18 protein-coding genes and 2 pseudogenes are annotated in these 25771 nt (G+C 60.6%); 16 read left to right on the top strand and 4 right to left on the bottom strand.

The features are described 5' to 3' along the window. Window positions 1-35: 35 nt before the first annotated feature. The 5 genes from G1C94_RS00220 (at window position 36) to typA (ending at window position 5888) form a co-directional block, all read left to right on the top strand. Window positions 36-875, top strand: coding sequence for a ParA family protein (locus tag G1C94_RS00220; protein ID WP_172143604.1), 840 nt, complete (start codon window positions 36-38; stop codon window positions 873-875). A 118-nt stretch (window positions 876-993) separates the two neighbouring features. After that, entirely contained in the window at window positions 994-1812 is an 819-nt protein-coding gene (locus G1C94_RS00215) for a segregation and condensation protein A (RefSeq protein ID WP_172143603.1), read from the top strand. A gap of 29 nt (window positions 1813-1841) precedes the next feature. After that, window positions 1842-2468 (top strand): SMC-Scp complex subunit ScpB, encoded by a 627-nt coding sequence (gene scpB, locus G1C94_RS00210; RefSeq protein ID WP_253902250.1) that lies wholly within the window; start codon window positions 1842-1844, stop codon window positions 2466-2468. A 45-nt stretch (window positions 2469-2513) separates the two neighbouring features. Beyond that, window positions 2514-3863 (top strand): MFS transporter, encoded by a 1350-nt coding sequence (locus G1C94_RS00205; protein WP_172143602.1) that lies wholly within the window; start codon window positions 2514-2516, stop codon window positions 3861-3863. 99 nt (window positions 3864-3962) lie between these two features. After that, on the top strand, window positions 3963-5888 hold the full coding sequence (typA, locus tag G1C94_RS00200) for a translational GTPase TypA (protein ID WP_172143601.1): 1926 nt from the start codon (window positions 3963-3965) through the stop codon (window positions 5886-5888). Between the two features lie 61 nt (window positions 5889-5949). Here typA and G1C94_RS00195 read toward each other — a convergent pair whose 3' ends face one another. Beyond that, a complete protein-coding gene (locus G1C94_RS00195) occupies window positions 5950-6345 on the bottom strand; it encodes an endonuclease domain-containing protein (RefSeq protein WP_216656731.1) in 396 nt (131 codons plus the stop codon). Window positions 6346-6491: 146 nt separating this feature from the next. Between G1C94_RS00195 and G1C94_RS00190 the strand changes: the two genes are divergently transcribed. From G1C94_RS00190 to G1C94_RS00175, 4 genes are all read left to right on the top strand, one after another. After that, entirely contained in the window at window positions 6492-6959 is a 468-nt protein-coding gene (locus G1C94_RS00190; protein WP_172143599.1) for an alcohol dehydrogenase, read from the top strand. A gap of 40 nt (window positions 6960-6999) precedes the next feature. Next, window positions 7000-7995, top strand: coding sequence for a prephenate dehydratase (locus tag G1C94_RS00185; protein ID WP_172143597.1), 996 nt, complete (start codon window positions 7000-7002; stop codon window positions 7993-7995). Then, a complete protein-coding gene (locus G1C94_RS00180; RefSeq protein ID WP_172143595.1) occupies window positions 7989-8981 on the top strand; it encodes a prephenate dehydrogenase in 993 nt (330 codons plus the stop codon). Before G1C94_RS00185 ends, G1C94_RS00180 begins: the two co-directional genes overlap by 7 nt. A gap of 282 nt (window positions 8982-9263) precedes the next feature. After that, window positions 9264-12590: a BspA family leucine-rich repeat surface protein gene (locus G1C94_RS00175; RefSeq protein WP_172143593.1), complete on the top strand. Its 3327-nt coding sequence runs from the start codon at window positions 9264-9266 to the stop codon at window positions 12588-12590. A 74-nt stretch (window positions 12591-12664) separates the two neighbouring features. Here the strand turns inward: G1C94_RS00175 and G1C94_RS00170 are convergent, their stop codons facing one another. The 3 genes and pseudogenes from G1C94_RS00170 to G1C94_RS00160 all read right to left on the bottom strand — a co-directional run. After that, a complete protein-coding gene (locus G1C94_RS00170) occupies window positions 12665-12913 on the bottom strand; it encodes a DUF6725 family protein (RefSeq protein WP_172143591.1) in 249 nt (82 codons plus the stop codon). 7 nt (window positions 12914-12920) lie between these two features. Continuing rightward, a complete protein-coding gene (locus tag G1C94_RS00165) occupies window positions 12921-15788 on the bottom strand; it encodes an ABC transporter permease (RefSeq protein WP_172143589.1) in 2868 nt (955 codons plus the stop codon). A gap of 191 nt (window positions 15789-15979) precedes the next feature. After that, window positions 15980-16783 (bottom strand): annotated as a pseudogene (locus tag G1C94_RS00160) (ABC transporter ATP-binding protein); the annotation flags it as partial. Between the two features lie 134 nt (window positions 16784-16917). Between G1C94_RS00160 and G1C94_RS00155 the strand changes: the two are divergent. The 7 genes and pseudogenes from G1C94_RS00155 to G1C94_RS00125 form a co-directional block, all read left to right on the top strand. After that, on the top strand, window positions 16918-17877 hold the full coding sequence (locus G1C94_RS00155; RefSeq protein WP_172143587.1) for a tyrosine recombinase XerC: 960 nt from the start codon (window positions 16918-16920) through the stop codon (window positions 17875-17877). Window positions 17878-18164: 287 nt separating this feature from the next. Next, a complete protein-coding gene (locus G1C94_RS00150; RefSeq protein ID WP_172143585.1) occupies window positions 18165-19805 on the top strand; it encodes a peptide ABC transporter substrate-binding protein in 1641 nt (546 codons plus the stop codon). 223 nt (window positions 19806-20028) lie between these two features. Further along, on the top strand, window positions 20029-20955 hold the full coding sequence (locus G1C94_RS00145) for an ABC transporter permease (protein WP_172143583.1): 927 nt from the start codon (window positions 20029-20031) through the stop codon (window positions 20953-20955). 18 nt (window positions 20956-20973) lie between these two features. Continuing rightward, entirely contained in the window at window positions 20974-21924 is a 951-nt protein-coding gene (locus G1C94_RS00140; RefSeq protein WP_172143581.1) for an ABC transporter permease, read from the top strand. A gap of 21 nt (window positions 21925-21945) precedes the next feature. After that, the gene (locus G1C94_RS00135; RefSeq protein ID WP_216656729.1) at window positions 21946-23952 is read left to right on the top strand and encodes a dipeptide ABC transporter ATP-binding protein; all 2007 of its coding nucleotides are present in this window, start codon (window positions 21946-21948) and stop codon (window positions 23950-23952) included. 27 nt (window positions 23953-23979) lie between these two features. Next, entirely contained in the window at window positions 23980-24840 is an 861-nt protein-coding gene (locus G1C94_RS00130) for an exodeoxyribonuclease III (protein WP_172143579.1), read from the top strand. 110 nt (window positions 24841-24950) lie between these two features. After that, window positions 24951-25667, top strand: a pseudogene (locus tag G1C94_RS00125) (DUF3710 domain-containing protein); the annotation flags it as partial. Window positions 25668-25771: the final 104 nt, after the last annotated feature.

The following is a 25771-nucleotide window of genomic DNA, read 5'->3' as shown; positions in this document are numbered from 1 at the left end:
CTCAAGGGGCGAGGCCTGTTGATAAGGTGGGGGATATGTCTACGGATTTGCTTGGACGCGATTATGCCACTTTTCCCGCCCCCGAACCACTGAAGCAACACGGTCCGGCGCGGGTCATTGCCATGTGCAACCAAAAGGGCGGCGTCGGCAAAACCACTAGCTCCATCAATATCGCGGGGGCATTGAGCCAATATGGCCGCCGTTGCCTGATTGTGGATTTCGACCCGCAGGGCGCCGCCACGGTGGGTTTGGGCATCAACGCCAACACCGTGGAGAACACGATCTACACGGCTTTGTTCGATTCCCGCGCGGATGTGCACGAGATCGTGCAGCACACCGAGTTTGAGAATCTTGACGTCATCCCCGCCAACATCGACCTGTCCGCCGCCGAAGTCCAGCTCGTCACCGAGGTGGGGCGCGAGCAGGTGCTGGCGGACGTGCTGCGCCCGCTGAAAGCCGAATACGACATCATCATCATCGACTGCCAGCCCTCGCTGGGTCTGCTGACGGTGAACGCGCTGACGGCGGCGGACGGCGTGATCATCCCCGTGGCCGCCGAGTTCTTCGCCCTGCGCGGGGTGGCTCTGCTCATGCAATCCATCGAGAAGGTGCAGAGCCGCATCAACCCAAGCCTTGAGGTCTATGGCGTGCTGGTCACCATGTTCACCAAGACGCTGCACTGCGAGGAAGTCATGCAGCGCATCTACGAGGCGTTTCAGGACAAGGTGTTCCACACGGTGATCTCCCGTTCGATCAAACTGCCCGATTCCACCGTGGCCGCCGCTCCCATCACCATCTATTCGCCGGGGCACAAGACCAGCAAGGAATACCGCGAGGTGGCGCGCGAGCTGATCGCCAATGGGGTCGTCGCGTAAGCGGTGGGTGCGGATGCCTGAAACGTTATTGCCGCCGCAAGCGGCCGGGGCAGTTGAAGCGGGGGAAACAGCTGAAGCCGAAGCCGTTCGGGCGGGCGGATCGCCATTGCGTCCAGACATGGTGGAGGAAGGCATTTCCGCGTCGCGTTTTTCAGTGGATCTGGAGGTGTATTCGGGGCCGTTTGATGCGTTGCTGTCGATGATCGCCAACAAGAAGCTGGAACTGACCGAGGTTTCCCTGTCCGCGATCACCGAAGAGTTTCTTGTGTATGTGCGCGGGCTTGATTTCAACGAGAACATGGACGAGGCCAGCGCCTTCCTCGATGTCGCTTCGATTCTGGTGGAGGCGAAAAGCGCGGCATTGCTGCCTTCCAACGCTTCAGGCGAGCGCGACGAGCAGAGCATGGAGGCGTTGCGCGAGCGCGACCTGCTGTTCGCCAGACTGGTGCAATACCGCGCATATAAGGAGGCCGCCGCCGATTTCCGCGCGCGTCTTGCCGCCAATTCCGGCAGGTTTCCTCACCCCGGTGTGGTGGACGAATCGGTGTCGGCCATGCTGCCTGAACTGGTCTGGACGCTCGGGCCGCAAGAGTTGGCGGCTCTCGCGGCTCAGGTGTTCGTCAATGCGCCCGCCGACGAGGTGAGTGTGCACCAGTTGCATGTGCCGCTGGTCGATTTGCAGGCGCAGTCGAAGCTGGTGCGCGCCCGGTTGCGCGGGCTAGGTGAGGGCAAGTCGATCACCTTCGCCGAGTTGACCGCCGATACCAAACAGAACATCGAGATCGTGGCCAGATTCCTTGCAATTCTGGCGTTTTTCAAACAGGGGGTCGTGCAGTTCAAGCAGTCCGGCCCCTATGAGCCGTTGCATGTGCGGTGGGTGAGCGGCGTGGACGACGAGATGAGCGACGTGGCCATTACGGAAGGCGACTTCGCATGAGCGTGAAAGGCGGCGACATGGCCGAACCCATGAATGGCGGCGTTGGGCAGGGCGGCGAGGTGCGCCCCGAATATGTGGATTTCACCGTCGAGGATTTCCCCGGCGGGCTGGCCGCGTGCCTTGAGGCGATTCTGATGGTGGCCGACCAACCGCAGCAAGTGGACGATCTGGCTCGCGTGCTCGCCGTGGGCAAAGACGCCGTCGAGCAGGCATTGACGGCGTTGCGCGAAAGCTATGAGCGGCAGTCGCGCGGCTTTGAGCTGCGTTGCACGGCTCGCGGCTGGCAATATGCGAACCGCGCCGAGTTCGAGCCGGTGGTGGCCACATTCGTCACCGATGGGCAGACGGCGCGTCTGAGCCAGGCCGCGCTGGAGGCTTTGGCTGTGGTGGCGTATCGTCAGCCGGTCACCCGCGCGCAGATCGCCGCGATCCGCGGCGTCAACTCGGATGGCGTGGTGCGCTCGCTTTTGGTGCGTGGTTTGGTGCGCGAGGACGGGGTGGACCCCGAGTCGCGCGCCGCCTTGCTTGTCACCTCGCCGCTGTTTCTGGAGAACATGGGGCTTGACAGCATTGAGCAGTTGCCCAGTCTCGCCCCGTTCATGCCCGACATGGGCGACATCGTCCGCCAATCGCAGAACGACGAAGCCGCGCTGTAAGGTTCTTCGTGGCTTGCAATAGCCAATGATTGAGAGAGGAATATCATGTCCGAAACCACCACAGGCGTCGATGGACAACTGACGCGCAACGAGCGTCTTGACCGCTTGCCGTTCAACAAGGCCCATAGGAAGCTGCTCGTGGCCTCCGGCATCGGCTGGGCGTTCGACGCCATGGATGTCGGCCTGGTGTCGTTCGTCGTCGCTGCCATTGCCGCCGACCCGCATTTCAATCTCACCGCCAGCGAAAAAAGCTGGGTGCTCTCCATCGGGTTCATCGGCATGGCCGTGGGTGCCGCGCTGGGCGGCTACGCGGCCGACCGCGTGGGGCGCAAGACGGTGTTCTCGGCCACGTTGGTCATCTTCGGCCTGGCCAACGCCGGCATGGCGTTCAGTTGGTCGCTGACGGCGCTGCTGGCGGCACGACTGGTGATTGGCTTGGGGCTTGGCGCGGAACTGCCCGTCGCCTCCACGCTCGTCTCTGAGTTTTCGCCCACCAAGCAACGCGGTCGCATGACGGTGCTGTTGGAATCCTTCTGGGCCATCGGTTGGATCGTGGCCGCCTGCATCGGCTATTTCGTAATTCCGAACACCGGCGATTGGGGTTGGCGTTACGCGCTGCTCATCGGCGCGTTGCCACTGCTGTATGCCATCGTCACGCGCGTACACATCCCCGAATCCGTGCGGTTCCTTGAGGCCAAAGGGCGCGAAGAGGAGGCCGAGCAGGCCGTGCGCTATTTCGAGGCTGCTTCCGGCGTGGCTCCAGTCGCCTCCCCGAAAGGCCGGCCTTTGGAGAAAATCAACACCAGAGAGCTGTTTGGTAGGGAATATCTCGCCCGCACCGCCGCCATCTGGGGCACATGGTTCTTCGTCAATTTCTCCTATTACGGCGCATTCACATGGATGCCAAGTTTGCTGGCCGACCAGTTCGGCAGCCTGACCAAATCTTTCGGATATACGCTGGTGATCTCTCTGGCGCAACTTCCCGGCTATTTCCTCGCCGCATGGCTGGTCGAAATCTGGGGACGGCGCAAGACACTGAGCGTATTCCTTGCCGTCTCGGCCGCGGCCGCTTTCGCGTTCTCGCAGGCCTCCTCCGTGACGTTGGTGTTGGTGTTCGGCATGGTGCTGTCGGCCTCGAATCTCGGCGCGTGGGGCGTATTGTATGCCGTCACGCCGGAGATTTATCCGACCCGTCTGCGCGCCGCTGCCGCCGGTGCCGCCGCCGCGTGCGGGCGCGTGGCCGCCATCGTCGCGCCGCTGTTGGTGCCCTGGTTTCTCACCCTTGCCGGCGGTAACAAGTCCGTCGCTTTCGTCATCTTCGCCCTCGCTTTTGTTCTGGCTTGCGTCGCCGCCTTGTGTCTGCCTGAACGCAAAGGCCTTGAACTTACCGACTAGTGTCGGGCAAGGTCGCTAGACTTGGTGCGGTTTGCGGCTTATGCGCCGATTGCGGCGTTTGCAAAGCTCCAATGGCAAGACACTTAAGAGAGGTTTTCGATGGCGGTTCGCGGTGACATCCGTAATGTGGCGATTGTGGCTCACGTCGATCATGGCAAGACCACGCTGGTCAATGCCATGCTTCAGCAGTCCCATGTGTTCAACGAGCGTGAGGAAGTGCCCGATCGCGTGATGGACTCCAACGACTTGGAGCGCGAGAAGGGCATCACCATTCTCGCCAAGAACACCGCCGTGCAATACACCGGCCCGCTGGCCGAGAAATACGGTTGCCCTGAAGGCATCACCCTGAACATCATCGACACCCCCGGCCACGCCGATTTCGGCGGCGAGGTCGAGCGCGGCATCTCGATGGTCGACGGCGTGGTGCTGTTGGTGGACGCCTCCGAAGGCCCGTTGCCGCAGACGCGATTCGTGCTGCGCAAGGCCTTGGAAGCCAAGCTGCCCGTCATTCTGTGCGTGAACAAGGTGGATCGCCCTGACGCGCGCATCGAGGAAGTCGTCGGCGAAACCTCCGATTTGCTGCTCGGCCTGGCCGACGACGTGCAGCATGAAGGCATCGACCTCGATCTCGACCAGCTGCTTGAAATGCCGGTGATCTACTGCGCCGCCAAGGCCGGATATGCCTCCACCGACCAGCCCGAAGACGGCGGCTTGCCGAATAACAAGGATCTGGAGCCCCTGTTCGAGGCGATCATCGCCAACATTCCCGCCCCCGAATACGAGGAAGGCGCGCCGCTGCAGGCGCACGTCGCCAACATCGACTCCTCCGACTTCCTCGGGCGCTTGGGTCTCGTGCGCATCTACAACGGCAATCTGCAGAAGGGCAAGACCTACGGTCTGAGCCGCGTGGATGGTTCCATCGAGAACTTCCGCGTCTCCGAGCTGCTGCGCACCCAAGGCTTGGAGCGCATTCCGGTCGAGTCCGCTGGCCCCGGAGACATTGTGGCCGTCGCCGGCGTGGGCGACATCATGATCGGCGAGACCATCGTCGACCCGTCCGACCCCAAGCCTCTGCCGCTCATCCACGTGGACGACCCGGCCATTTCCATGACTTTCGGCATCAACGATTCGCCGCTGGCCGGCACCGAAGGCAAGGATCACAAGCTCACCGCTCGCATGATCAAGGATCGTCTCGACCGCGAGCTCATCGGCAACGTGTCCATCAAGGTGCTGCCCACCGAACGTCCGGACGCTTGGGAAGTGCAGGGTCGCGGTGAACTCGCGCTGGCCGTGCTCGCCGAGCAGATGCGCCGCGAGGGCTACGAGCTGACCGTGGGCCGCCCGCAAGTGGTCACCAAGAAAGTCGACGGCGTGATCAACGAGCCGATGGAAAACACCACCATCGACGTGCCCGAGGAATACATGGGCACCGTCACCCAGCTCATGGCCGATCGCAAGGGCCGCATGGACAATATGACCAACCACGGCTCCGGCTGGGTGCGCTTGCAGTTCACCGTGCCGTCGCGCGGTCTGATCGGCTTCAGAACGGCGCTGCTGTCCGCCACGCGCGGCACCGGCATCTCCTCGTCCCTTTCGGCTGGATACGCCCCGTGGGCCGGCGCAATCACCATCCGCCAGAATGGCTCGATGGTGTGCGACCGCCAAGGCGTGGCCACCCCTTATGCCATGCAGCGCTTGCAGGCGCGCGGCAACTTCTTCGTCGAGCCGCAGTCGCCCGTGTACGAAGGTCAGGTCGTGGGCGTGAACAACAAGCCCGACGAGCTGGATGTGAACATCACGCTGGCCAAGCACATGACCAACATGCGCTCCGCCACCGCCGATGTGCTGGAAACCTTGACGCCGCCAATCAGGATGAGTCTTGAGGAGTCGTTGGATTTCGCCAATGAGGACGAGTGCGTCGAAGTGACCCCCGAAGCCATCCGCGTGCGCAAGATTATCCTCAAGCGCGACGACTGGTACAAGTGGCGCGCCAAGCAGCGCCGCCAAAACGCCCAAAACAACTAAATCGCCGTGATGTTGCCCCGCTGGGTGAAACCCCAGCGGGGGCTCCCGCTGGCGGGAGCTGTCAGCCAAAGGCTGACTGAGGGTGGTTGGTTGCTTTGTTAGCCGCACACTCACCCACCAAACGGTTAATTTCATCGCATACCGACACGAAGTGTTTGTCGATTTCGTTGTTTGCGAATCTACATACTGTTATGCCAATGGATTCGATGGCTCTTGTACGCTCATCGTCGTCCAGTTGCTTTGACGGGTAGTGGTGTTCGCTGCCATCCAACTCAAGTGCCAGTTTTGCCTCGGCACAATAAAAATCCACTATATAGTTCAGAATAGGTTTTTGGCGTTGCCATCGTAATGGGTGATTTTTTAAGAACCCGAACCAGAGTTTACGCTCCCAAAGTGTCATTTTCTTGCGTAAATTACGTGCCAGAGAAACGTTTGACGCGTTGTAGGGAATCGGCAAAGTGAACTCCTTTGTTCGTGGTGTAATGAAGGCACTACATGAACGATGTTACTGTGTGCGACCACCCCCAGTCGCGCCTGCGCGCGACAGCCCCCGCCTGCGGGGGCCAAGGTGCTTTTCGCAGATGACGGGGTAGAGTTTGGGGTATGAGTTCTGATGAAAGGGATCGCAAGTTGATGCCGTGGTCGCATCGGCAGAATGTGTTCGTGCAGGTGAGCGTGACGGTGCTGGCGGGTGCCGGCAGCGGGTTCGTCGGCACGCTGGCGCATCGCATGGGTGCCTCGGCGAATATTCCCTATGGGCTGGTGCTGGCGTTCGTGATTCTGGGGCTGTCGGCGTGGTGCGCTCGCGCCCGGCTGGGAGTTTCCGGCTTGGCGCTGCACTTGATCGCCTCGTCGATTGTCGCGTGGGGGCTGGCTATCGGTGGTGCCGCCGGCGATGTGCTCGTTCCGGTTGGTTTCACTTCGGCCATGCCCTTTTTCAGCCGGCACGCGGGGTACATCTGGCTGTATGGCTTAATCGCGGTGCAGGTGGTTCTGCTTGTGTTGCCTCGTGCATGGTTCGTCATTCCGCCGCGAATCGACGAATCGCCAGATACGCCGGCCGACGACTGAGCCGCCGCTGCGGTAGCGGTCGAGCGCTACAGTGTTGCCTATGAGTCAACCGAAGCTCACCTATCTGGGTCCCCAAGGCACGTTCACCCATCAGGCCGCGCTGCAAGCAGCCGACCAGCTGGTGCGCGAATATGGCGTGGCGCAGCCGCGACTTGAAGCCGCACCCGATGTGCCCTCCATCATGCATGTGGTCGAATCGGGCGACTCGTGGGGCGTCATTGCGTGGGAAAACAACGTTGAAGGCTATGTGATGCCGAATCTCGATGCGCTGATCGACGCCGATGATGCCGCCGGTTTCGCCCGCGTCGGCATCGATGTTGCGTTCGATGCATTCGTCAAGTCGGGGGTGCAACAAGACATCGATGGGTGCGAAGTTTGCGCACACCCGCACGGTTTGGCGCAGTGCAAGCGCTTTATCGAACAACATCATTTGCGAGCCGTTCCCGCCTCTTCGAACGCGGCGGCGTGCCGTGACCTGAACGACGGGCAGGTGGCGTTGGGCCCGAGCATCTGCGGCGAGCTCTATGGGCTTGAAACAGTGGCCAGGCAAGTGCAGGATTTTACCGGCGCGCGCACGGAGTTCCTCGTCGTCGCGCCGCGTGACGAAGTGAGGGCCCTCTCCGCGCAATCCAAGCAATCCAAGCAAGCCAAGCAAGCCGAGTTTGAAACCATTGTCGTGTTCATCCCGCTGGCCACCGGCCCCGGAGTGGTGGCTGATCTGCTGGACGTGGTGCGCGACGCGGGGCTCAATATGACCAGCCTCATCTCACGTCCCATCAAAGGGCATGACGGCACTTACAGTTTCATCGCCACCGTGGATGCGGCCGCTTGGGAGCCGCGTTTCCGTGACATGATCACGCAGGTGGCCGAGCATGGCGACTGGGTGAAAACCGTCGCGGTCTATCCGCGCAGGGAACACCCGAACCCTCCGGTGGATTCGTGGATGCTTCCCTCGGGCGGCGTGCGGCTCGACGCCACGCATCTGGAAGAGGGCTGGCAAGCCGGCCAACGCGTGGGGAGGGAACTGTTGTGGTAGAAAAGGTTGCGATTGCCGGGCTTGGCTTGATTGGCGGCTCGCTGGCGCGGCGACTGGCTGCCCGCGGAGTCGAGGTGACGGCGTGGAACCATCGCCCGCACCCGTATGCTCAGGCCGAAGCCGAGGGCATTCATTGCGTGCCCGCATTGGATGGGCTGGTGGATGCCGAACCGGACGTACTGGTGCTGTGCAATCCGTTGAAGGCCATGCCGGATATGTTGCATTCCCTTAAACCGCTGCTCAACGCACACCCCGATATCACCCTCACCGACGTGGGCAGCGTCAAGGCCGAAGTGCGTGCGCAGGTGGCTGAGGCCGGGCTGGGGGAGTGCTATGTCGGTGCACACCCGATGGCGGGCAACGAACTGTCCGGCTGGCAAGCCGCCAACCCGGCGCTGTATGACAATGCCCTGTGGGCGCTCACCGTGGACGAACGCACCGAATATCGGCGTTTTCTTGCCGTGGCGCGATTGGTTGCCGACAATGTGGGCAACCGTCTGATTGTGCTGGACGATGACACCCATGACAGCTGTGCCGCCATGATCAGTCACATGCCTCATGTGGTGGCGACTGCGTTGATCAACGAGCTGGTCGGTGACGAGAACCGCAATATCGCCGCCGCGCTCGCCGCCGGTTCATGGCGCGACATGACACGCGTGGCGCTGACCGACCCCAACCGCACGCGGGCGATGGTCGACGAGGACGCCGCCAACGTCGAGCATCTCTTGCGCCACATGGCCTCGCGCCTGACCGTCGTGGCGGACAATCTGCGCGACGGCGACGCAGACGCCATCAAGTCGTTCTTCGCCGAAGGCCAGCCGTTCCGCGACTACAAGGCGAACGGCAACGGGGTCGAGACGCGCAACCTGCCCATCCCACCGCAAGGCTGGCAGCAAGCTCTACTGCAATCCGCCCGCCGCGGCGAAGCCCTCACCGGTTTCCTCGATGACCGGACAGCCCGCATCAGCACTCCCAAGGCAATGTAATTGCGAGTGTGCATATCACTGTTCCCAATTCTCTAAAACGTCATTTTCAACACGCCAGACCTTCCATCGGTGTTCCCCGGAATGGCACGCTTTTCGGCTTATTTCCGCGGGTCTCCCCGTCTCTGGGGGGGGAGATTTTGATGCTGATTGGGTTTTCGTGCGCCCAAGGTCGGCCAATGGCGGCCGCCGCGGGGCCTGTTCCCGGTTTCCCGACGGTTGGAGGAAACGGTGCGGTCGTTTCCTCGATGTCGTTGGTAGGAGAAGTCGACTTGAAGGAGTTGAATGATGATGAGACGTGCATCAGTCAAGGTGTCGGTCGTGCGCCGTGGTATGTTCGTGAGGTTGCTGGCGTGTCTGTTGGCGGTTGCCTTGATGGCCGTACTGTGCCCCACGGGGGCCATCCCCGCCCAGGCCGAAGAGACGACCGAGACAGCTAAGATTGCCGAGCCGGCTCAAGTTGAGGCGGCTGAGTCGGTTCAAACCGGGACGGGGTCGGGCATGTTGCTCAATGTCAGTGGGGGCAATGCCGCTGGCGTTATCCTTGATGGCAGTCTCGACAAGGCTCAGATTCGCACCATCACGTTTGAAAAAATCAAGCCCACTGCCTCCAGGGAAAAGACTTGTTGGGACGCTGGCGCAGGCAACAGCGACAGCACCGGCACCGGCGACTCCGCCACGGCGGATGATTCCGTGTATGCTTGCGCGACCAAGGCCGCCGATGGCATGTGGGATGTGGTGTACGGCGCGGACGGCGTATATCCCAAGTTCCCGGGCAATTCGTCCGGTCTGTTCATGGATTTCAGCGGGTTTACCGGTTTCGTCGGCCTCGATCAGATTGACACGTCCAACGTGACGGACATGTCCATGATGTTCTCTGGTTGTTCGTCGTTGAAATCGTTGTCGTTGCCGTCGAGTTTCGTTACGTCGAAGGTGACGAGCATGCTCTGCATGTTCTATAACTGTTCCAAGTTGTCGTCGTTGACGTTGCCGTCGAGTTTCGATACGTCGAAGGTGACGGATATGTACGGCATGTTCCAATACTGTTCGTCGTTGGAATCGTTGTCGTTGCCGTCGAGTTTCGATACGTCGAACGTGAAGAGCATGGTTTTCATGTTCTATAACTGTTCCAAGTTGTCGTCGTTGTCGTTGCCGTCGAGTTTCGATACGTCGAACGTGACGAGCATGTCCATGATGTTCTATAACTGTTCGTCGTTGGAATCGTTGTCGTTGCCGTCGAGTTTCGATACGTCGAGGGTGACGGGCATGCCCGGCATGTTCTCTGGTTGTTCGTCGTTGACATCGTTGGATGTGTCGAAGTTCAACACGTCGAACGTGACGAACATGCTCAGCATGTTCTCTGGTTGTTCGTCGTTGGAATCGTTGTCGTTGCCGTCGAGTTTCGATACGTCGAACGTGACGAACATGGGCTACATGTTCTCTGATTGTTCGTCGTTGACATCGTTGGATGTGTCGAAGTTCAACACGTCGAAGGTGACGGGCATGCCCGGCATGTTCTCTGGTTGTTCGTCGTTGAAATCATTGTCGTTGTCGTCGAGTTTCGATACGTCGAAGGTGGGGAGCATGTCCGGCATGTTCTCTGGTTGTTCGTCGTTGACATCGTTGGATGTGTCGAAGTTCAACACGTCGAACGTGACGAACATGTCCAGCATGTTCTCTGGTTGTTCGTCGTTGACATCGTTGGATGTGTCGAAGTTCCATGCGGGTCTGAAGACGAACAGCACTGACATGCTTGCAGGGCTTTCCAAGCTTCAGGAGTTGAAGTTGGGTGCGAATTTCAAGCGGTCTGGTGCCGATTGCGGTCTTGAGGCTCCGTATGCGCCGGCGAAGACCGGTTACACGGCGAAGTGGAAAGACATATCCACGGGTGTGGCGTATGCTCCGTCCGAGGTTCCCGCGAGTACGGCGGCCACGTATGTTGCGGATTATGCGCCGATTACGTACAAGGTGTCGTTCAAGTCGAATGGTGGCTCTGGCACGATGGGTGATCAGTCGTTCACGTATGATGCGGCTCAGAATCTGACTGCAAACGCGTTCACCCGCGCGGGTTATACGTTTGCTGGTTGGAATACGAAGGCTGATGGTAAGGGCACTGCGTATAAGGACAAGGAGTCGGTGAAGAACCTGACCGCGGAGGCCAATGGCACGGTGACCTTGTTTGCGCAGTGGAAGGCGAATGCGGACACGAACGTGAAGTATACGGTGAAGTTCAATGCGAATGGTGGCACCGGTTCGATGGCGGATCAGCGGTTCACGTACAACGTGGCTCAGAATCTGAGGGCGAATGCGTTCACCCGCTCGGGTTACACGTTCACGGGTTGGAATACGAAGGCTGATGGCAGGGGTACGGCGTATAAGGATAAGCAGTCGGTGAAGAACCTGACGGCCACGGCCAACGGCACGGTGACCTTGTATGCGCAGTGGACGGCGAATTCGTATACGGTGAAGTTCAATGCGAACGGTGGTTCTGGTTCGATGGCGGATCAGCGGTTCACGTACAACGTGGCTCAGAATCTGAGGGCGAATGCGTTCAAGCGTACGGGTTATTCGTTTGCTGGTTGGAATACGAAGGCTGATGGCAGGGGTACGGCGTATAAGGACAAGCAGTCGGTGAAGAACCTGACCGCGACGGCCAATGGCACGGTGACCTTGTATGCGCAGTGGACACAGTCGCAGTCGCAGGGCCAGATGATCCGCTTGTCCGGCGATACCCGGTATGACACGATGGGCAGGGTCGTTTCCCAGGCGTATTCGGGTACCGCGAAGACGGTGATTGTGGCCAGTGGCGCGAACTACCCGGATGCTTTGTCCGCCTCGGGTCTGTCCGGCGTGTTGGACGCTCCGATTGTGTTGACCGAATCGAACGGCTTGCCCTCGCAGACTGCCGCGCAGCTTAAGCGTTTGAATCCTTCGAGGATCATCATTGTGGGTGGTGTGAGTGCGGTGTCCGATGATGTGGCGTCGCAGTTGAAGTCGTATGCGTCGAGTGTGACCCGTTTGGGTGGCCAGACGCGCTACGATACGTCGTATTTGCTTTATGAGCAGGGTGGTAAGTCGTGGGGTTCGACTGCGATTGTGTCGTCGGGCGCGGGTTATGCGGATGCGTTGAGTGTGAGCTCGTATGCATACGCTGGCAAGGCGCCGGTGTTCCTGTGCGATCCCGCTACCGGCCTGACTGCCAAGCAGCGCGCGGCGCTGTCTAAGTTCAAGCGTGTGGTTGTGGTGGGCGGTGTGCAGGCTGTGCCCGCCAAGTATGTGTCCGGTTTGCCCGGCATGATTCGCCTGGCTGGGCAGACGCGGTATGAGACGAGTGTGAATATCGCCAAGTGGACGCAGAAGAACGGCTTGAGCATGGATGGCGTGGTGTACGCGTATGGCGGAAACTACCCGGATGCCTTGGTGTCCAGCCCCTTGGCCGGTCGTAACAAGGCGCCGGTGCTGTTGGTGTCCGATGCCTCGAGTCCTGCGGTGTCCTACTCGAAAGGTTTCAAGGGCAAGGTATCCAAGGCTTACGTGACCGGTGGCACCGCGGTTATGACCAAGGACACCGCGAACGCGCTGGCCGACGCCTTGGGCGTCCGTCGGCCGTGAGCTGTCCGCGCGGATGCGTGACTGAGGGTGGCACCACCGAACACGTGTTCGGTGGTGCCACCCTCAGTCGCAGCCTACCGCGCTGTGCGTCGCTCCGGTACGGGCTTGAGGCGCACGATGGTGGAGGCGTCGATGGTGACGTGCTGGGCGGGGCGCGAACCGTTGGCGGCGGCGTCGCGCGTCAGTTCCAGCGTATGGCCGTCCCAGGAACGCACATGACCCACATAATCGCGGAATTTGGTTCGCCCGTCAGCGGGGTCGACCCCTTCGCTCACGCGCACCACGATGCGTGCGCCCGCAGGTATCCGATTCGGCAATGGCATAACCGGCTCATTCCGTCGTGATGGCATCCAATACCGGCGCCTTGAGCGCGCGATGCGCTGGCGGTAGGGAGGCAACCACTCCGACCAGAATCGAGACCAACAGGAACAAGCCCAACTGGCTCCAAGGAATCGCTAGGTTTTCCAAACCATCCGCTTGAAACGCCTTCTGGATGACGGCACCCGCGGCCACGCCGACCGCCAGGCCCAGCAAGGTTCCCAATATCGAAATCAAAGACGCTTCGATGGCCAACATGCCTCGAATCTTCGCCTTTGACGTGCCGATGGCGCGCAACAACCCGATTTCGCGTGTGCGTTCGGACACGCTCAGCGCCAGGGTGTTGACGATGCCGAAAACCGCAATCACGATGGACAGGGCGAGCAAGGCATACAGGATCATCAGCACCTGATCGACTATCGAGCCTATCGTTGACTTGTATTCCTCGCGATCCATCACCGACAGCACATAGAACGACTTAACTTCCTCGATCATGTTCTTGCGCATGGCCGTCGTGTCCGCGTTTGGCTTCGCGGTGACATACGCCGTGACAGTGTACATGGTCTGCTTGTTGGCGAGTTTGCCGGCCTGCTCGTCGTTCATAAAGACGACGTTGCGGTAGAACGAATTGGAGATGATCGCCCCGACAGTCATCGTCTCGTGGGTCTCTGTTTCTTCCATCTTGACCAGTGTGGATGGGTCGACATGCTGCGCGTCGTCGGCCACCTGTTGCGCTTCGCTGGCCTTCTTCTGGGCGCCGGCCGTATCGCCTTTGAGCGTCAGTTGCTGTGCTTCGGTTTGCAAAGCTTGGATCTGTGCCTGTATTTGAGCCTGATAGTCGGCTTGCGCTTTGGCGGTGGCCTCTTCGTCGATGCTGATTTTCTTGCCCGCGACCGTTATCTCGTCGCCGACCTTCCAGCCGTGCTCCTCGGCGATGGCTTCGCCCACCACCAGTTGTCCGCTTCTCAACGCATTATCCGGGTCGCCGGCTTCGGTGACGGGTTCGAACACGTCCGAGAACAGCGAGGGCTGTTCGGCGAAGGTCGAGAGCACGCTTTCGCCATCGAAGGTGATGCCCAGCAGCATACGATTGCACGACACCGACTTGACGCCTTCGACCTGCTCGATTTTATCGATGGCATTGTCGGGAATCTGCCCGCTGTTCGACATGACAATGAGATCGGATTTCAACCCGTTGTCCACAATGCCGGACACCGAGGCTTTCACCGAAGAGGCCACCACACCAAGGCAGCTGACAATCGCCACGCCGACGAACAGCGCCGCCGCGGTGTTCGCCGTGCGTCGCTTCTGTCGCACGAGATTGCGCGCGGCCAGCCGCCCGGACACCGGGAAAACCAGCGAGGGGAGCCATCCAAGCACCGCGCTTGTCGGTTTGACCAAGGCCGGTGCCGTCACAATCATGCCGATGACCACAAACGCGGCGCCAAGGGCCAGCGTCCAGCCGGTACCGAGCCTCTCGCCCAGCGAGTTCACCGCCTCCCAAGGGGTCGGGTCGCCGTCCGCAACGGCGATACGCCAGCAGAGCAGCCACGAAAGCGAGCCGATTGCCATCAGCACCACGCCGATGATGGCTCGCGGCACCACGGAAGGCTCGGGGTTCACCGTCTCGTTCATCGCCTGAATCGGCGGAGCCAGCGCCGCGCGGCGTGCGGGCAGGGTTGCGCCGATCAGCGTGACCACCACGCCGACAATAAGCCCCACAATCATGTCGGTCACGCGGGGGCTCACCGAACCGCTCAGCGGCACACCCATTTCGGCCATGCCCCACGAAATGAGCTTGACCATGCCCCAACCCAATCCGATGCCCGCACCGGAACCGACAGCGCCGAGCAACAGCGCCTGGATGATTACCGTGGAGAACACCTGTGCGCTGGAGGCGCCCACCGAACGCAACAGAGCGTAGCCGCGCATCGATTCGCGCACAATCATCGAGAAGGTGTTGGCGATGATGAACGAGCCCACAAACAGCGCGATGACGGCGAAGATGAGAATCAGCGGCTGGATGAAGCCGAGCATTTCCTTGGTCGATTTCGAGTTTTCGTCGCGCAATTCGTCGCCGGTGATGGCTGTGGCCTTCGCGTCGGCGGGCAACACCTTGTTGATGCGATCCGCCAGCTCCTGCTGCTGTTCTTCGCTCAGCGGCTCTCCGTGGTTGGCCGAACCATATACGCCGATGTATTTCACTTGACCGTTGGTGCCGGAATTCTGCTGATAGAGTTCCTCTTCGACTTTCGGTGCCAACCCGATGATGATCGCTCCCGCCTGCGAACTATCGGTAGTGAAGACGCCCACCACCTCGACTGTCTCGGGGCCGGAAGGATAGACGAGCGTCGTGGTGTCTCCCACCTTCAAATCGGACTGTTCGGCGGCGAAGGAATGCAAGGCGATCTCGTTGCGGTTTTCCGGATAGCGCCCGTCCGTCAGCTGCGCCGAACGCCACGTGCCCTCGGACAAGCCCACCGATATCGTGGGGCTGCCCATCGTGGCCACGGCGTTGCCGTCCTTGGCGACCAGTGTGAGCACGCCCGAAGTGGAGGTCGTAATCGCGGCGGACTCCACGCCGTCGACGCCTTTGATGGTGTCAACCAACGAGGTGTCGATGTCGTTGTATGTATTCGTGGTCGTCGACAGGCTGATGGAGGATGAATCCGAGTCGTCGTCGCTCTTCTGCTCTTGGGAGCCACGCACATACACGTCGTGGTCGGCGTTCGATCCCATCATCTGATCGACCTGATTGTTGAGCATCTCGCGGAAACAGAACGAACCGACCACGAAGCTCACGCCGAGCGCGATGGCGATAATCGACATGATGAAGCGCGAAAAATGGGCGCGCGCGTCGCGCAGTCCGACGCGAATCATGCGTCATGCTCCGTGTTGAACACCATGCCGGGAATGTCCGGCAGGTCGGGCACTTTCAAGCCAGCGTCTTGGGATTCGCGGGTTTCCCTGGCTTCCTCGACTTCCCTGCCTTCCTGAGCGGGGTGCGGTGCCGCCGCATCATCTTGGGTGCGGGCGAGTGCTTCTGCTGTCTCTTCTATTTTTGCCGTTCCCGCTGTTTTTGCTGTTTCTTCCCCGTCGACCTGATCTTCATCACCGGCAAACACCTCAAGGATCTGCTCATAGCTGGGATGATGTAAATCCTGCGTAATCCTGCCATCCGCCAGCACCAGCACGCGGTCGGCGTAGGAGGCCGCACGCGGGTCGTGCGTCACCATCACGATGGTCTGATCGTAATCGCGCACGGAACTCTTCAGAAAGCCCAGCACCTCGCGGCTGGAACGTGAATCGAGATTGCCTGTCGGCTCGTCGGCGAAAATCACGCTGGGCCGGGCCATCAGCGCACGTGCACAGGCGACGCGCTGCTGCTGACCGCCCGACAGCTGGCTGGGACGGTGGTTCAAACGCTCGCGCAAACCCACCACATCCACGATCTTGTCGAACCATGCGCGGTCAATCGGCTTCTTGGCGATCTGCAACGGCAGCAGGATGTTCTCTTCCGCCGACAGCGTAGGCACCAGATTGAACGACTGGAAGATGAAGCCGATTTGTTCGCGGCGCAGGCGCGTGAGCTGGCGCTGGTTCATCGACGACACCTCAAGATCCTCGACGATCACGCGCCCGGATGTGGGGGAGTCCAGCCCGGCCATGCAATGCATCAGCGTGGACTTGCCCGAGCCGGAAGGCCCCATGATGGCCGTCATCTCGCCGCGCACGAACTCGACGCTGACATGGTTGAGCGCCATCACCTGCGCGTCGCGCTCGCCGTAGGTCTTCGTCAGATCGATTGCGCGAGCCACCACGGCTTCGTCATGCGTGGTGTTCCGCCGCAGGTTACGTGCGCTGTGTCGTGCCATATTCCCTCGATGCATTATCGGCGATTTACTTAAAATAGCTAGTTTATCAGAATTCTCTCGATGCGTTATCGGCGATTCGCCTAAAATAATTTGTCTGGTCTATCAGGGGGTCAGGTCGAGTAGGCTTTGGGAATATGGCCGATATCGCGTTCGCTGCGCAGCTTGATGCATTCCTTGATTATCTCAAGGCGAACCGTGGCTTGAGCGAACATACGCTGAAGGCGTATCGCAGTGATGTGAGTGCCTGCTTGGAGTGCCTGTGGGAACAGGGAATACGGAGTCTCGACGAGGTGACGCTCGATGATTTGCGCGGATGGATGGGCATCGAATCGCGTACGCATGCGCGCAGCAGCATGGCACGCAAAACGGTGGCCGTGCGCGGCTTCTTCGCTTGGGCGCATGAGCATGGCGTGATGGGCGCGAACCCGGCCGCCACATTGATGACGCCGAAGAGTCCGAACACATTGCCCGCCGTATTGACCGAGGCACAGGCCAGTCAGCTGATGAACGCCGAAGGCGAGGCTGCCGCTGCGCAATCCGATCCTGTTCATTTGCGCGACGCGGCCATTCTCGAACTGCTGTATGCCACCGGCATTCGCGTGGCTGAACTGGTGGGTCTGGATGTGGGCGACGTCGATTTCGCGGGGCGCACCGTCAAGGTCACCGGCAAAGGCGACAAACAGCGCGTGGTGCCGTTCGGCGTGCCGGCCATGCACGCGCTCGAAGTGTGGGTCGAGCGGGGCAGACCACAGCTGTTGGCCGCCCGCTCACAAGGCTCGTCCCTCGCCAACCACCCTCAGCCGCGCCCGGCACCGGCGGGCGCCGCTTTGTTCCTTGGCGTCCATGGAAGCCGTCTCGACCAGCGTGTGGCACGCGAGGTAGTGCACCGCGCGGCGCGCGAAGCCGGCGTGCCCGACATCAGCCCGCACGCGCTGCGCCATTCCGCCGCCACGCATCTGCTCGACGGTGGAGCGGACTTGCGCGAGGTGCAGGAGATGCTGGGGCATTCGTCGCTGAAAACCACGCAACGATACACCCACGTCTCCATCGAGCAGCTCAAGTCGCGTTACGGCCAGGCTTTCCCCCGCGCGTGAGCGGGATGTGCCCTCCGCCCCTTGCCGGCTGACAGACAACATATAAAAGGAATCGCTTTCCCGCTCAGAAGGCGAGGCCTAGATATGACTTGCATGGCGCGTAACGGCACGATGTGCGCAATCTTAACGGATTGTTACGGGGGAATGACGCCCTGTCTGCGACGTGCGGCACAATGGGGGGGCGAATCAGCGGAGAGGCTAACGGGTGTATTGCATGCGCCTGGTCGGTTTCTTTTGCCTGATTGGGCGCGAACCCGCGTCCGTATAGGAAATTAGGAGAATCATTCATGAAGAAGAAAGCATTCGCCGCGGCCGCCGCAGTGTGCGCCGCTGCAATGATGCTGTCTGGTTGTGGCTCGTCCAGCAGCTCCTCCAGCAGCGCTTCCAGCAATATCATCACCGCCTACGCTTCCGAGCCCCAAAAGACCTTCATTCCGGGCAACATCAACGAGACCGGTGGCGGCAAGCCCGCAGACCTGATGTTCGCGCGTCTGGTGTCCTTCGACGCCAAGGGCAACCCCTCCAATGAAATCGCGGAGTCCATCACTCCGAACGCCGATTCCACCGAATACACCATCAAGCTCAAGGACTGGAAGTTCGCCAACGGTGACACCGTCAAGGCCGAAAACTTCACCAAGGCTTGGAGCTACGTGGCCAACTCCAAGAACGCCATGCTGTGCTCCTCCTTCTTCAACACCATTGCCGGCTATGAAGACCTGCAGAAGGACGGCCTGAGCGGCGACGAGCAGTTGTCCGGCCTGAAGGTCGTGGACGACCAGACTTTCACCGTCACCCTGAGCCAGCCTGATTCCGTGTTCCCCGTCAAGGTGGGCTACACCGCTTTCGCCCCGCTGCCCGACTCCTTCTTCAAGGATCCCACGGCCTTCGGTGAGAACCCGAAGGACGGCTGCAGCGGCGCGTATGTGTTCGACCACTGGACCCACAACTCGGAAATCGCCCTGGTCAAGAACAGCGATTACAAGGGCAACCGTTCGGCCAAGAACGACGGTGTGACCTTCAAGATCTACACCTCCGACACTGCCGCCTATGCCGATGTGCAGGCCGGCAACCTCGACGTGATGGAGACCGTCCCGGCCGCCAACACCAAGACGTTCCAGTCCGACAGCAAGGTGCAGGCCTACAACGAGGCCGGTTCCGTGATTCAGACCTTCACCATTCCCTCCAGCCTTGAGCACTTCCAGACCAACACCGAGGAAGGCCAGCTGCGTCGTCAGGCCATCTCCATGGCCATCGACCGCTCCTCCATCATCGACAAGGTGCTTTCCGGTGTCGGCACTGCCCCCACCGACTTCACCTCCCCGCTGACCCCGGGCTACTCCACGGATCTCAAGGGCGTTGACAACCTCAAGTACGACGCCTCCAAGGCGAAGGAACTGTGGCAGAAGGCCGACGCCATCTCCAAGTTCGATGGTCAGCTCACCTTCTCCTACAATGCCGACGGTGGCCACGAGTCGATCTACAAGGCCGTGGTGAACTCCATCAACAACGTTCTGGGCACCGAAGTGGCCGCCACCAATCCGATGCCGACCTTCAACGAGTACCGTGAGGCCGTCACCGATCGCAAGATCAGCGGCGCCTTCCGCACCGGCTGGCAGCCCGACTATCCGTCCGCCGAGAACTACCTGTTCCAGATCTTCGATTCCAAGGCCGCCGACGGCAATGGCTCGAACGATGGTGACTACAAGAACGCCGACTTCGACAAGTTGCTCGACGAAGCGTATGCCACCACCGACACCGATGCCGCCAACAAGCTCTACCAGCAGGCTGAGGAAATCCTGCTTGAGCAGCTGCCGGCAATCCCGCTCTATTACGCGAACACTCACGGCGTCGCCTCCAAGAACATCAAGAGCGGTTTTGCAATGAACTGGCAGAACCTGCCGACCTATGCAGAGATGAGCAAGCAGTGAGTTGATCTGCGCACTAGGTCGCATAAGGGCGAAGGCTTCGGCTTTCGCCCTTTTGTTATCGCACGGCCCCGCTGCTTGATATGCGGTGCGTAATTCGATATGCGGTACGTAACATTTGTTGGTCAAGTCTTGCGGTAAACTGTCAGGCGTATTTGTTGACCATGCCTACGGGTGTCTTTATTCCCCCGTTATGCGGCAGTGGTCATGGGACAAGGAGAAGTCTATGGGCAAGTATCTTCTGCGCCGCGTGCTGCAGGTGATCCCCGTGGTTCTTGGTACGACGCTGCTGGTGTATGCCCTCGTCTTCGCATTGCCCGGAGACCCGGTCAAGGCGATGTTCGGCGACAAGCCGGTCAATCAGGCGGTTGCGGCTCAGATTCGCGCGGAATATCATCTGGACAAACCATTCATCGTTCAGTATTTCATTTTTCTCAAGAACGCACTGACTCTTGATTTCGGGCAGACCTTCGCCGGCCAGCCCGTCATCGACGAAATCGCCCGCGCATTCCCCGTCACCATCAGGCTGGCGTTGATGGCGTTCGTGTTCGAGGCGATTTTCGGCGTGATTTTCGGCGTGATTTCCGGCCTGAAGAAGGGCAAGTGGTACGACACCGTGATTCTGCTGGTTTCGTTGCTGCTGATTTCCGTGCCCACGTTCGTCACCGGCTTCCTTTGCCAATACCTGTTCGGCATCAAGTGGAGCATCTTGCCGGTGACGGCCGGCAGCAATCCGGGCTTCATCGACTTGCTGATGCCTGCGATGGTGCTCGGCTCGGTGTCGATGGCCTACATCATCCGCCTGACCCGCGCCGAAATCTCCTCGAACATCGCCGAGGATTACGTGCGCACGGCACGCGCCAAAGGCATGAGCAACGGTCAGGTCATGCTGCGCCACGTGCTGCGCAACTCCCTGATTCCCGTGGTGACTTATCTTGGCCAGGACATCGCCGCGCTGATGGGCGGCGCGATGATTTCGGAAACCATCTTCAACATCCACGGTGTCGGCTGGCTGACCTACCAGAGCATTCTGAAAGGCGAAGGCAATCTGGTGGTATCCATCGTGACGCTGTTGATGCTGATTTTCGTGGTGTGCAATCTTATCGTCGATTTGTTGTACGCGGCTCTTGATCCGCGTATCCGTTACGCCTGATTGGGAAAGGAGAACGAAATGACTGATATGACCACCCTTCCCGGTCAGGAGCGTTACGTCGCCCCGCTTGACGAGACTCCGTTGCAGGATGTCGACAACGTCGACGAATCCGCTCCCGCCAGCAGCCTGTGGACGGATGCGTGGCGCACGTTGCGCCGCAACCCGCTGTTCATCGTGTCCGGCCTGCTTATCATGTTCATCGTGATCGTGGCGCTGTTCCCGACCCTGTTCACCAAGCAGGACCCGAACTACTGCGTGTTGGAAAACTCGTTGGGCAAGCCGTCGCCGGGGCACCCCTTCGGCTTCGACTTCCAAGGGTGCGACGTGTATACCCGCGTGGTGTACGGCACCCGCACCTCACTGAGCGTCGGCCTTGCCGCCACGATACTCGTGGTGTTGATTGGCACCCTCATCGGTGCCCTCGCCGGCTTCTTCGGTGGCTGGCTTGACTCGCTGCTCAGCCGTGTGACGGATATCTTCCTGGCTTTGCCGATTCTGCTCGGTGCCATTGTGGTGCTGCAGATGTTCAAGACCAACGGCTCGATCTGGAAGATCGTGCTCGTCATGGCCCTGTTCGGTTGGACCAGCACGGCCCGCATCGCACGCGGTGCCGTGTTGGAGACGAAGAACCTTGAGTTCAACACCGCCTCCACGGCGCTCGGTTCGTCACCGAGCCGCAACCTGTTCCGCCATATCCTGCCGAACTCCCTGGCACCCATCATCGTGATTGGCACCACTTCGCTGGCCACCTATATCGTGCTCGAAGCCACCTTGAGCTTCCTCGGCGTCGGTTTGCCAACCACCACCGTCAGCTGGGGCGGAGACATTTCCGAGGCGCAGACCAACCTGATGACCAACCCGATGGTGCTGTTCTATCCGTCCGCGGCGCTGGCCATCACCGTGCTGTCGTTCATCATGATGGGCGACGCCATGAAGGACGCGCTCGACCCGAAGAGCCGCACTGCCTGAGCCGGAGAGGAATCGAACATTATGGAAAACAACGAATCCAAGCTCGTCGCCATGCAGAAAGAACGTGGCCCGCTGCTTGAAGTCAAGAATCTCGCCATCGATTTCACCACCGACGACAAGCGTGCCGTGCACGCGGTGCGAGACGCCTCCTTCTCGGTCTATCCCGGCCAGTGGGTCGCCATCGTGGGCGAATCCGGTTCTGGCAAGTCCACCTCGGCCATGAGCGTGCTGGGCTTGCTGCCTGGCACCGGCCATGTGGTGGGCGGCTCCATCAAGCTCAACGGCCAGGAACTGGTGGGCTTGAAGCAGAAGGATTTCGACAAGCTGCGCGGCTCTGCCATGGGCTTGGTGCCGCAAGACCCGATGAGCAACCTCAACCCCGTGTGGCGCATCGGCACCCAGGTCAAAGAGGCGCTCAAGGCCAACAACATGGACGTGGCGCACGAGAAGCGCTCCGCCTTGGCCACGGCGCTTGCCGGCGATGAGGTGAAGCTCAACGATAGCGACGACGAGACGTTCATCGGTTCGACGGAACTGCCGGCACTGCTTGAAGCCGCCAAAGCCGCCATTGCCGAGGCCGGGCTCACCGGCGAGACAGCCGAGCGCTCAATGGCTTATTTCACCGAGGAATGGGTGCCCGGTTCCGAAACCCGTTGGCGTGTGGCCGACGACCTGATCAAGGCCGGAGTGAACGCCGACAAGGCATGGGCCATCGCCAAGAGCCACGTCACCGGCTCCACCATGGACGATCGCATTGCCGGATTGCTGTCCGAAGCCGGCTTGCCAGACGCGGCCACCCGCGCACGCCAGTTCCCGCACGAATTCTCCGGCGGCATGCGCCAGCGCGCGCTGATCGCCATCGGTCTGGCCTGCCGTCCCGATCTGCTGATCGCCGACGAGCCGACCTCCGCGCTGGACGTCACCGTGCAGAAGAAGATTCTCGACCATCTGCACATGCTCACCGATTCGCTGGGCACCGCCGTGCTCTTCATCACCCACGATCTGGGACTTGCCGCCGAGCGCGCCCAGCATATCGTGGTGATGTACAAGGGGCAGGTCGTCGAATCCGGCCCGTCTCTCGAAGTGCTCCAGCACCCGCAGCACCCCTACACCAAGCGGTTGGTGGCTGCGGCTCCCTCGCTTGCCTCGCATCGCATCATCTCCGCCAAAGAACGCGGTCAGGACGCGAACGCGTTGCTCGAACACCGTGTCGTGGGTGAGGACAAGCTCGAACACAGTGATGCGATTATCGAAGTGAGCCACCTGACCCGCGAATTCAAACTGCCGCGCAAGAAGGAAATGTTCAAAGCCGTTGACGACGTCTCGTTCAGCGTCAAACGCGGCTCCACATTGGCCATCGTGGGCGAGTCCGGCTCCGGCAAGTCCACCGTGGCGAACATGGTGTTGAAACTGCTCGATCCCACCGATGGTACCGTCACCTACGAGGGGCAGAACATCAGCGAGTTCAAGGGCAAGCGGTTGCTGGACTTCCGCCGTCACGTGCAGCCGGTGTTCCAGAACCCCTACGGTTCGCTCGACCCAATGTATTCGATTTTCCGTTCCATCGAGGAGCCGTTGCGCATCCACGGTATCGGCGACAAAAAGAGCCGCGTCGCCCGTGTGAGCGAACTGCTCGATATGGTGGAACTGCCCAAATCCGTCATGCAGCGCTATCCGAACGAGCTGTCCGGTGGACAGCGTCAGCGCATCGCCATTGCGCGCGCTATGGCGTTGGATCCGGACGTGATCGTATGCGACGAGGCGGTGTCCGCGCTGGATGTGCTGGTGCAGGATCAGGTGTTGCGCCTGCTCAACGATTTGCAAGCCGAGAAGAACCTGAGCTATCTGTTCATCACGCACGATCTGGCCGTGGTGCGCCAAATCGCGGATGAAGTCGTGGTGATGCAGCACGGCAAGCTTGTGGAGCACGCCACCACCGATGAGGTGTTCGACCATCCGAAGATGCAATATACCCGCGATTTGCTCGACGCCATTCCCGGAGGCAAGCTCCAGCTCGGCCTCGACTGACGGGCGAGGTTGTGTAGGATAAACCACATGACCATCACCATCACCACATCGAATGTCAACGGCATTCGCGCGGCCAAACGTAAGGGCATCGAGACATGGGCGGGGGAGCATACGCCGAACGTCTGGTGCATGCAGGAGGTGCGCGCCCCACAAGAGGAGATCGACCCGATCTTTGACGAGTTCGCCTTCGAATATGCCACCGCCGGTGCCATTGCCGACCAAGGCGAACTCACCCGCGTCAACGAGGTGTGCCGCGTCAAGGGGCGCGCCGGCGTGGGATTGCTCACCAACCTCAAGGTGACGGGCAAGCGTTACGGTTTGCCCGGCCTCGATGAGGACGTGGATTCTGGTCGATGGATCGAGACGGACATTACCACCCCGTCCGGCGCTGAGCTGACAGTGGCGTGCGTGTACGTGCATGCCGGCAACGCCGACGACCCGGTGAAAATGGGGCAAAAATACCGCTTTCTCGACACCATGCTCGTGCGATTGGGGCAATTGCGCGACGAAGCGGCAGACGGCGGCAGGCAAGCCGTGCTGTGCGGTGATTTCAATATCGCCCACACGCCGCTCGACATCAAGAACGCCAAGGCGAACGAAACGCACGCCGGATTCCTGCCTGAAGAGCGTGTCTATATCGACAAGTGGCTGGGGGAATATCGCTTCGTGGATGTGATGCGCCAACTCGCAGGCGAGGTGCAGGGGCCGTACACCTGGTGGAGCCAGCGCGGGCGTGCTTTTGACAACAACGTCGGCTGGCGTCTCGACTACCAGTTCGCCACGCCCGGCTTGGCCGCAACGGCGCAGGGTTTCAGCATCGACAAAGCTTCGTCCTATGACACCCGGTGGTCGGATCATGCCCCTGTGAGCATCACCTACGACATATAAGCGGGCTGATTTTAAGAGAATTTGCAGACAGTCGCGCCCGGCGTTCGCATATCTAGGTGCTAGGCTGGTCACGGTTATGCACGTACGACAAATCGACAAATGAGGAACCAATGGGACTATTCGGATTCGGTAAGAAGAAGCAACGCGACGCACAGGTGCAGGATGAGGATGTGAAAGCCGCCGAAGCCGCGAACGCCGCCGCCAAGGAAGACAGCGAAATCGCCGAGCAAACCGCAGCCGAGGCGCTGCCACAAGCCTCCAGCAGCTACGAAGGGCGCGGCGAAACCCGAGGCCCTTGGGACGTGGACGACGAGGACGTGCCCGATTACGACGAATATCTCGATCTTGGTGCCTACTATCTGCCGTTCATGAAGCAGATCGAGCTGAGAATCAAAGCGAACCGTTCCACGGGGGCCGTGCTTGGCGCCACCATCACTTATAAGAACTCCAGCCTTGAGGTCGAAGCATATGCGGCACCCAAAACGCTTGGGCTGTGGGGGGATCTGCGCGAGGACTTCCTGGAATCCAACACCAAGGCCAAAGCCGCCGACGGCGTGTTCGGCACGGAAATCAGCCTGCCTGTCTCCGTCAAGGGTGGCAAGGCGGTGACCACCCGCATTGTCGGCGTGGACGGCCCGCGCTGGATGCTGCGCGGCATCTTTTCCGGCACGGCCGCCACCGACCCACACGCCCAGGAAACGCAGGCGCTGAACCGCTTCTTCGCCGACATCGTGGTGGAACGTGGCGAGGAGCCGCTCGCCCCGCGCGACCGCGCGGTCTTCGCTAGAGTTGGCTCACCCCCAGACAACCGGCCGTCCGAGGTGGCCGGCACGCTTACTGGTTGGTAGTCTCCCCACACGGGCTCGGCATCGTTCTGGTCACTCCTGTCCCCCTTGCGCGTCCCCGTGCTTCCCAGCGGACCCCCGGGCCT

The sequence above is a fragment of the Bifidobacterium panos genome (assembly GCF_012932445.1).
Taxonomy (GTDB): domain Bacteria; phylum Actinomycetota; class Actinomycetes; order Actinomycetales; family Bifidobacteriaceae; genus Bifidobacterium; species Bifidobacterium panos.
Note: the sequence above shows the minus strand (reverse complement) of the source record. Positions and strands in the feature narration are given on the sequence as shown.

What these genes read in the sequence shown, in the direction of transcription:
- G1C94_RS00220 (WP_172143604.1), top strand. Translation starts at nt 36, where the DNA reads ATGTCTACGGATTTGCTTGGACGCGATTATGCCACTTTTCCCGCCCCC.
- G1C94_RS00215 (WP_172143603.1), top strand. Translation starts at nt 994, where the DNA reads ATGGTGGAGGAAGGCATTTCCGCGTCGCGTTTTTCAGTGGATCTGGAG.
- scpB (WP_253902250.1), top strand. Translation starts at nt 1,842, where the DNA reads ATGAATGGCGGCGTTGGGCAGGGCGGCGAGGTGCGCCCCGAATATGTG.
- G1C94_RS00205 (WP_172143602.1), top strand. Translation starts at nt 2,514, where the DNA reads ATGTCCGAAACCACCACAGGCGTCGATGGACAACTGACGCGCAACGAG.
- typA (WP_172143601.1), top strand. Translation starts at nt 3,963, where the DNA reads ATGGCGGTTCGCGGTGACATCCGTAATGTGGCGATTGTGGCTCACGTC.
- G1C94_RS00190 (WP_172143599.1), top strand. Translation starts at nt 6,492, where the DNA reads ATGAGTTCTGATGAAAGGGATCGCAAGTTGATGCCGTGGTCGCATCGG.
- G1C94_RS00185 (WP_172143597.1), top strand. Translation starts at nt 7,000, where the DNA reads ATGAGTCAACCGAAGCTCACCTATCTGGGTCCCCAAGGCACGTTCACC.
- G1C94_RS00175 (WP_172143593.1), top strand. Translation starts at nt 9,264, where the DNA reads ATGATGATGAGACGTGCATCAGTCAAGGTGTCGGTCGTGCGCCGTGGT.
- G1C94_RS00170 (WP_172143591.1), bottom strand. Translation starts at nt 12,913, where the DNA reads ATGCCATTGCCGAATCGGATACCTGCGGGCGCACGCATCGTGGTGCGC.
- G1C94_RS00165 (WP_172143589.1), bottom strand. Translation starts at nt 15,788, where the DNA reads ATGATTCGCGTCGGACTGCGCGACGCGCGCGCCCATTTTTCGCGCTTC.
- G1C94_RS00155 (WP_172143587.1), top strand. Translation starts at nt 16,918, where the DNA reads ATGGCCGATATCGCGTTCGCTGCGCAGCTTGATGCATTCCTTGATTAT.
- G1C94_RS00150 (WP_172143585.1), top strand. Translation starts at nt 18,165, where the DNA reads ATGAAGAAGAAAGCATTCGCCGCGGCCGCCGCAGTGTGCGCCGCTGCA.
- G1C94_RS00145 (WP_172143583.1), top strand. Translation starts at nt 20,029, where the DNA reads ATGGGCAAGTATCTTCTGCGCCGCGTGCTGCAGGTGATCCCCGTGGTT.
- G1C94_RS00140 (WP_172143581.1), top strand. Translation starts at nt 20,974, where the DNA reads ATGACTGATATGACCACCCTTCCCGGTCAGGAGCGTTACGTCGCCCCG.
- G1C94_RS00135 (WP_216656729.1), top strand. Translation starts at nt 21,946, where the DNA reads ATGGAAAACAACGAATCCAAGCTCGTCGCCATGCAGAAAGAACGTGGC.
- G1C94_RS00130 (WP_172143579.1), top strand. Translation starts at nt 23,980, where the DNA reads ATGACCATCACCATCACCACATCGAATGTCAACGGCATTCGCGCGGCC.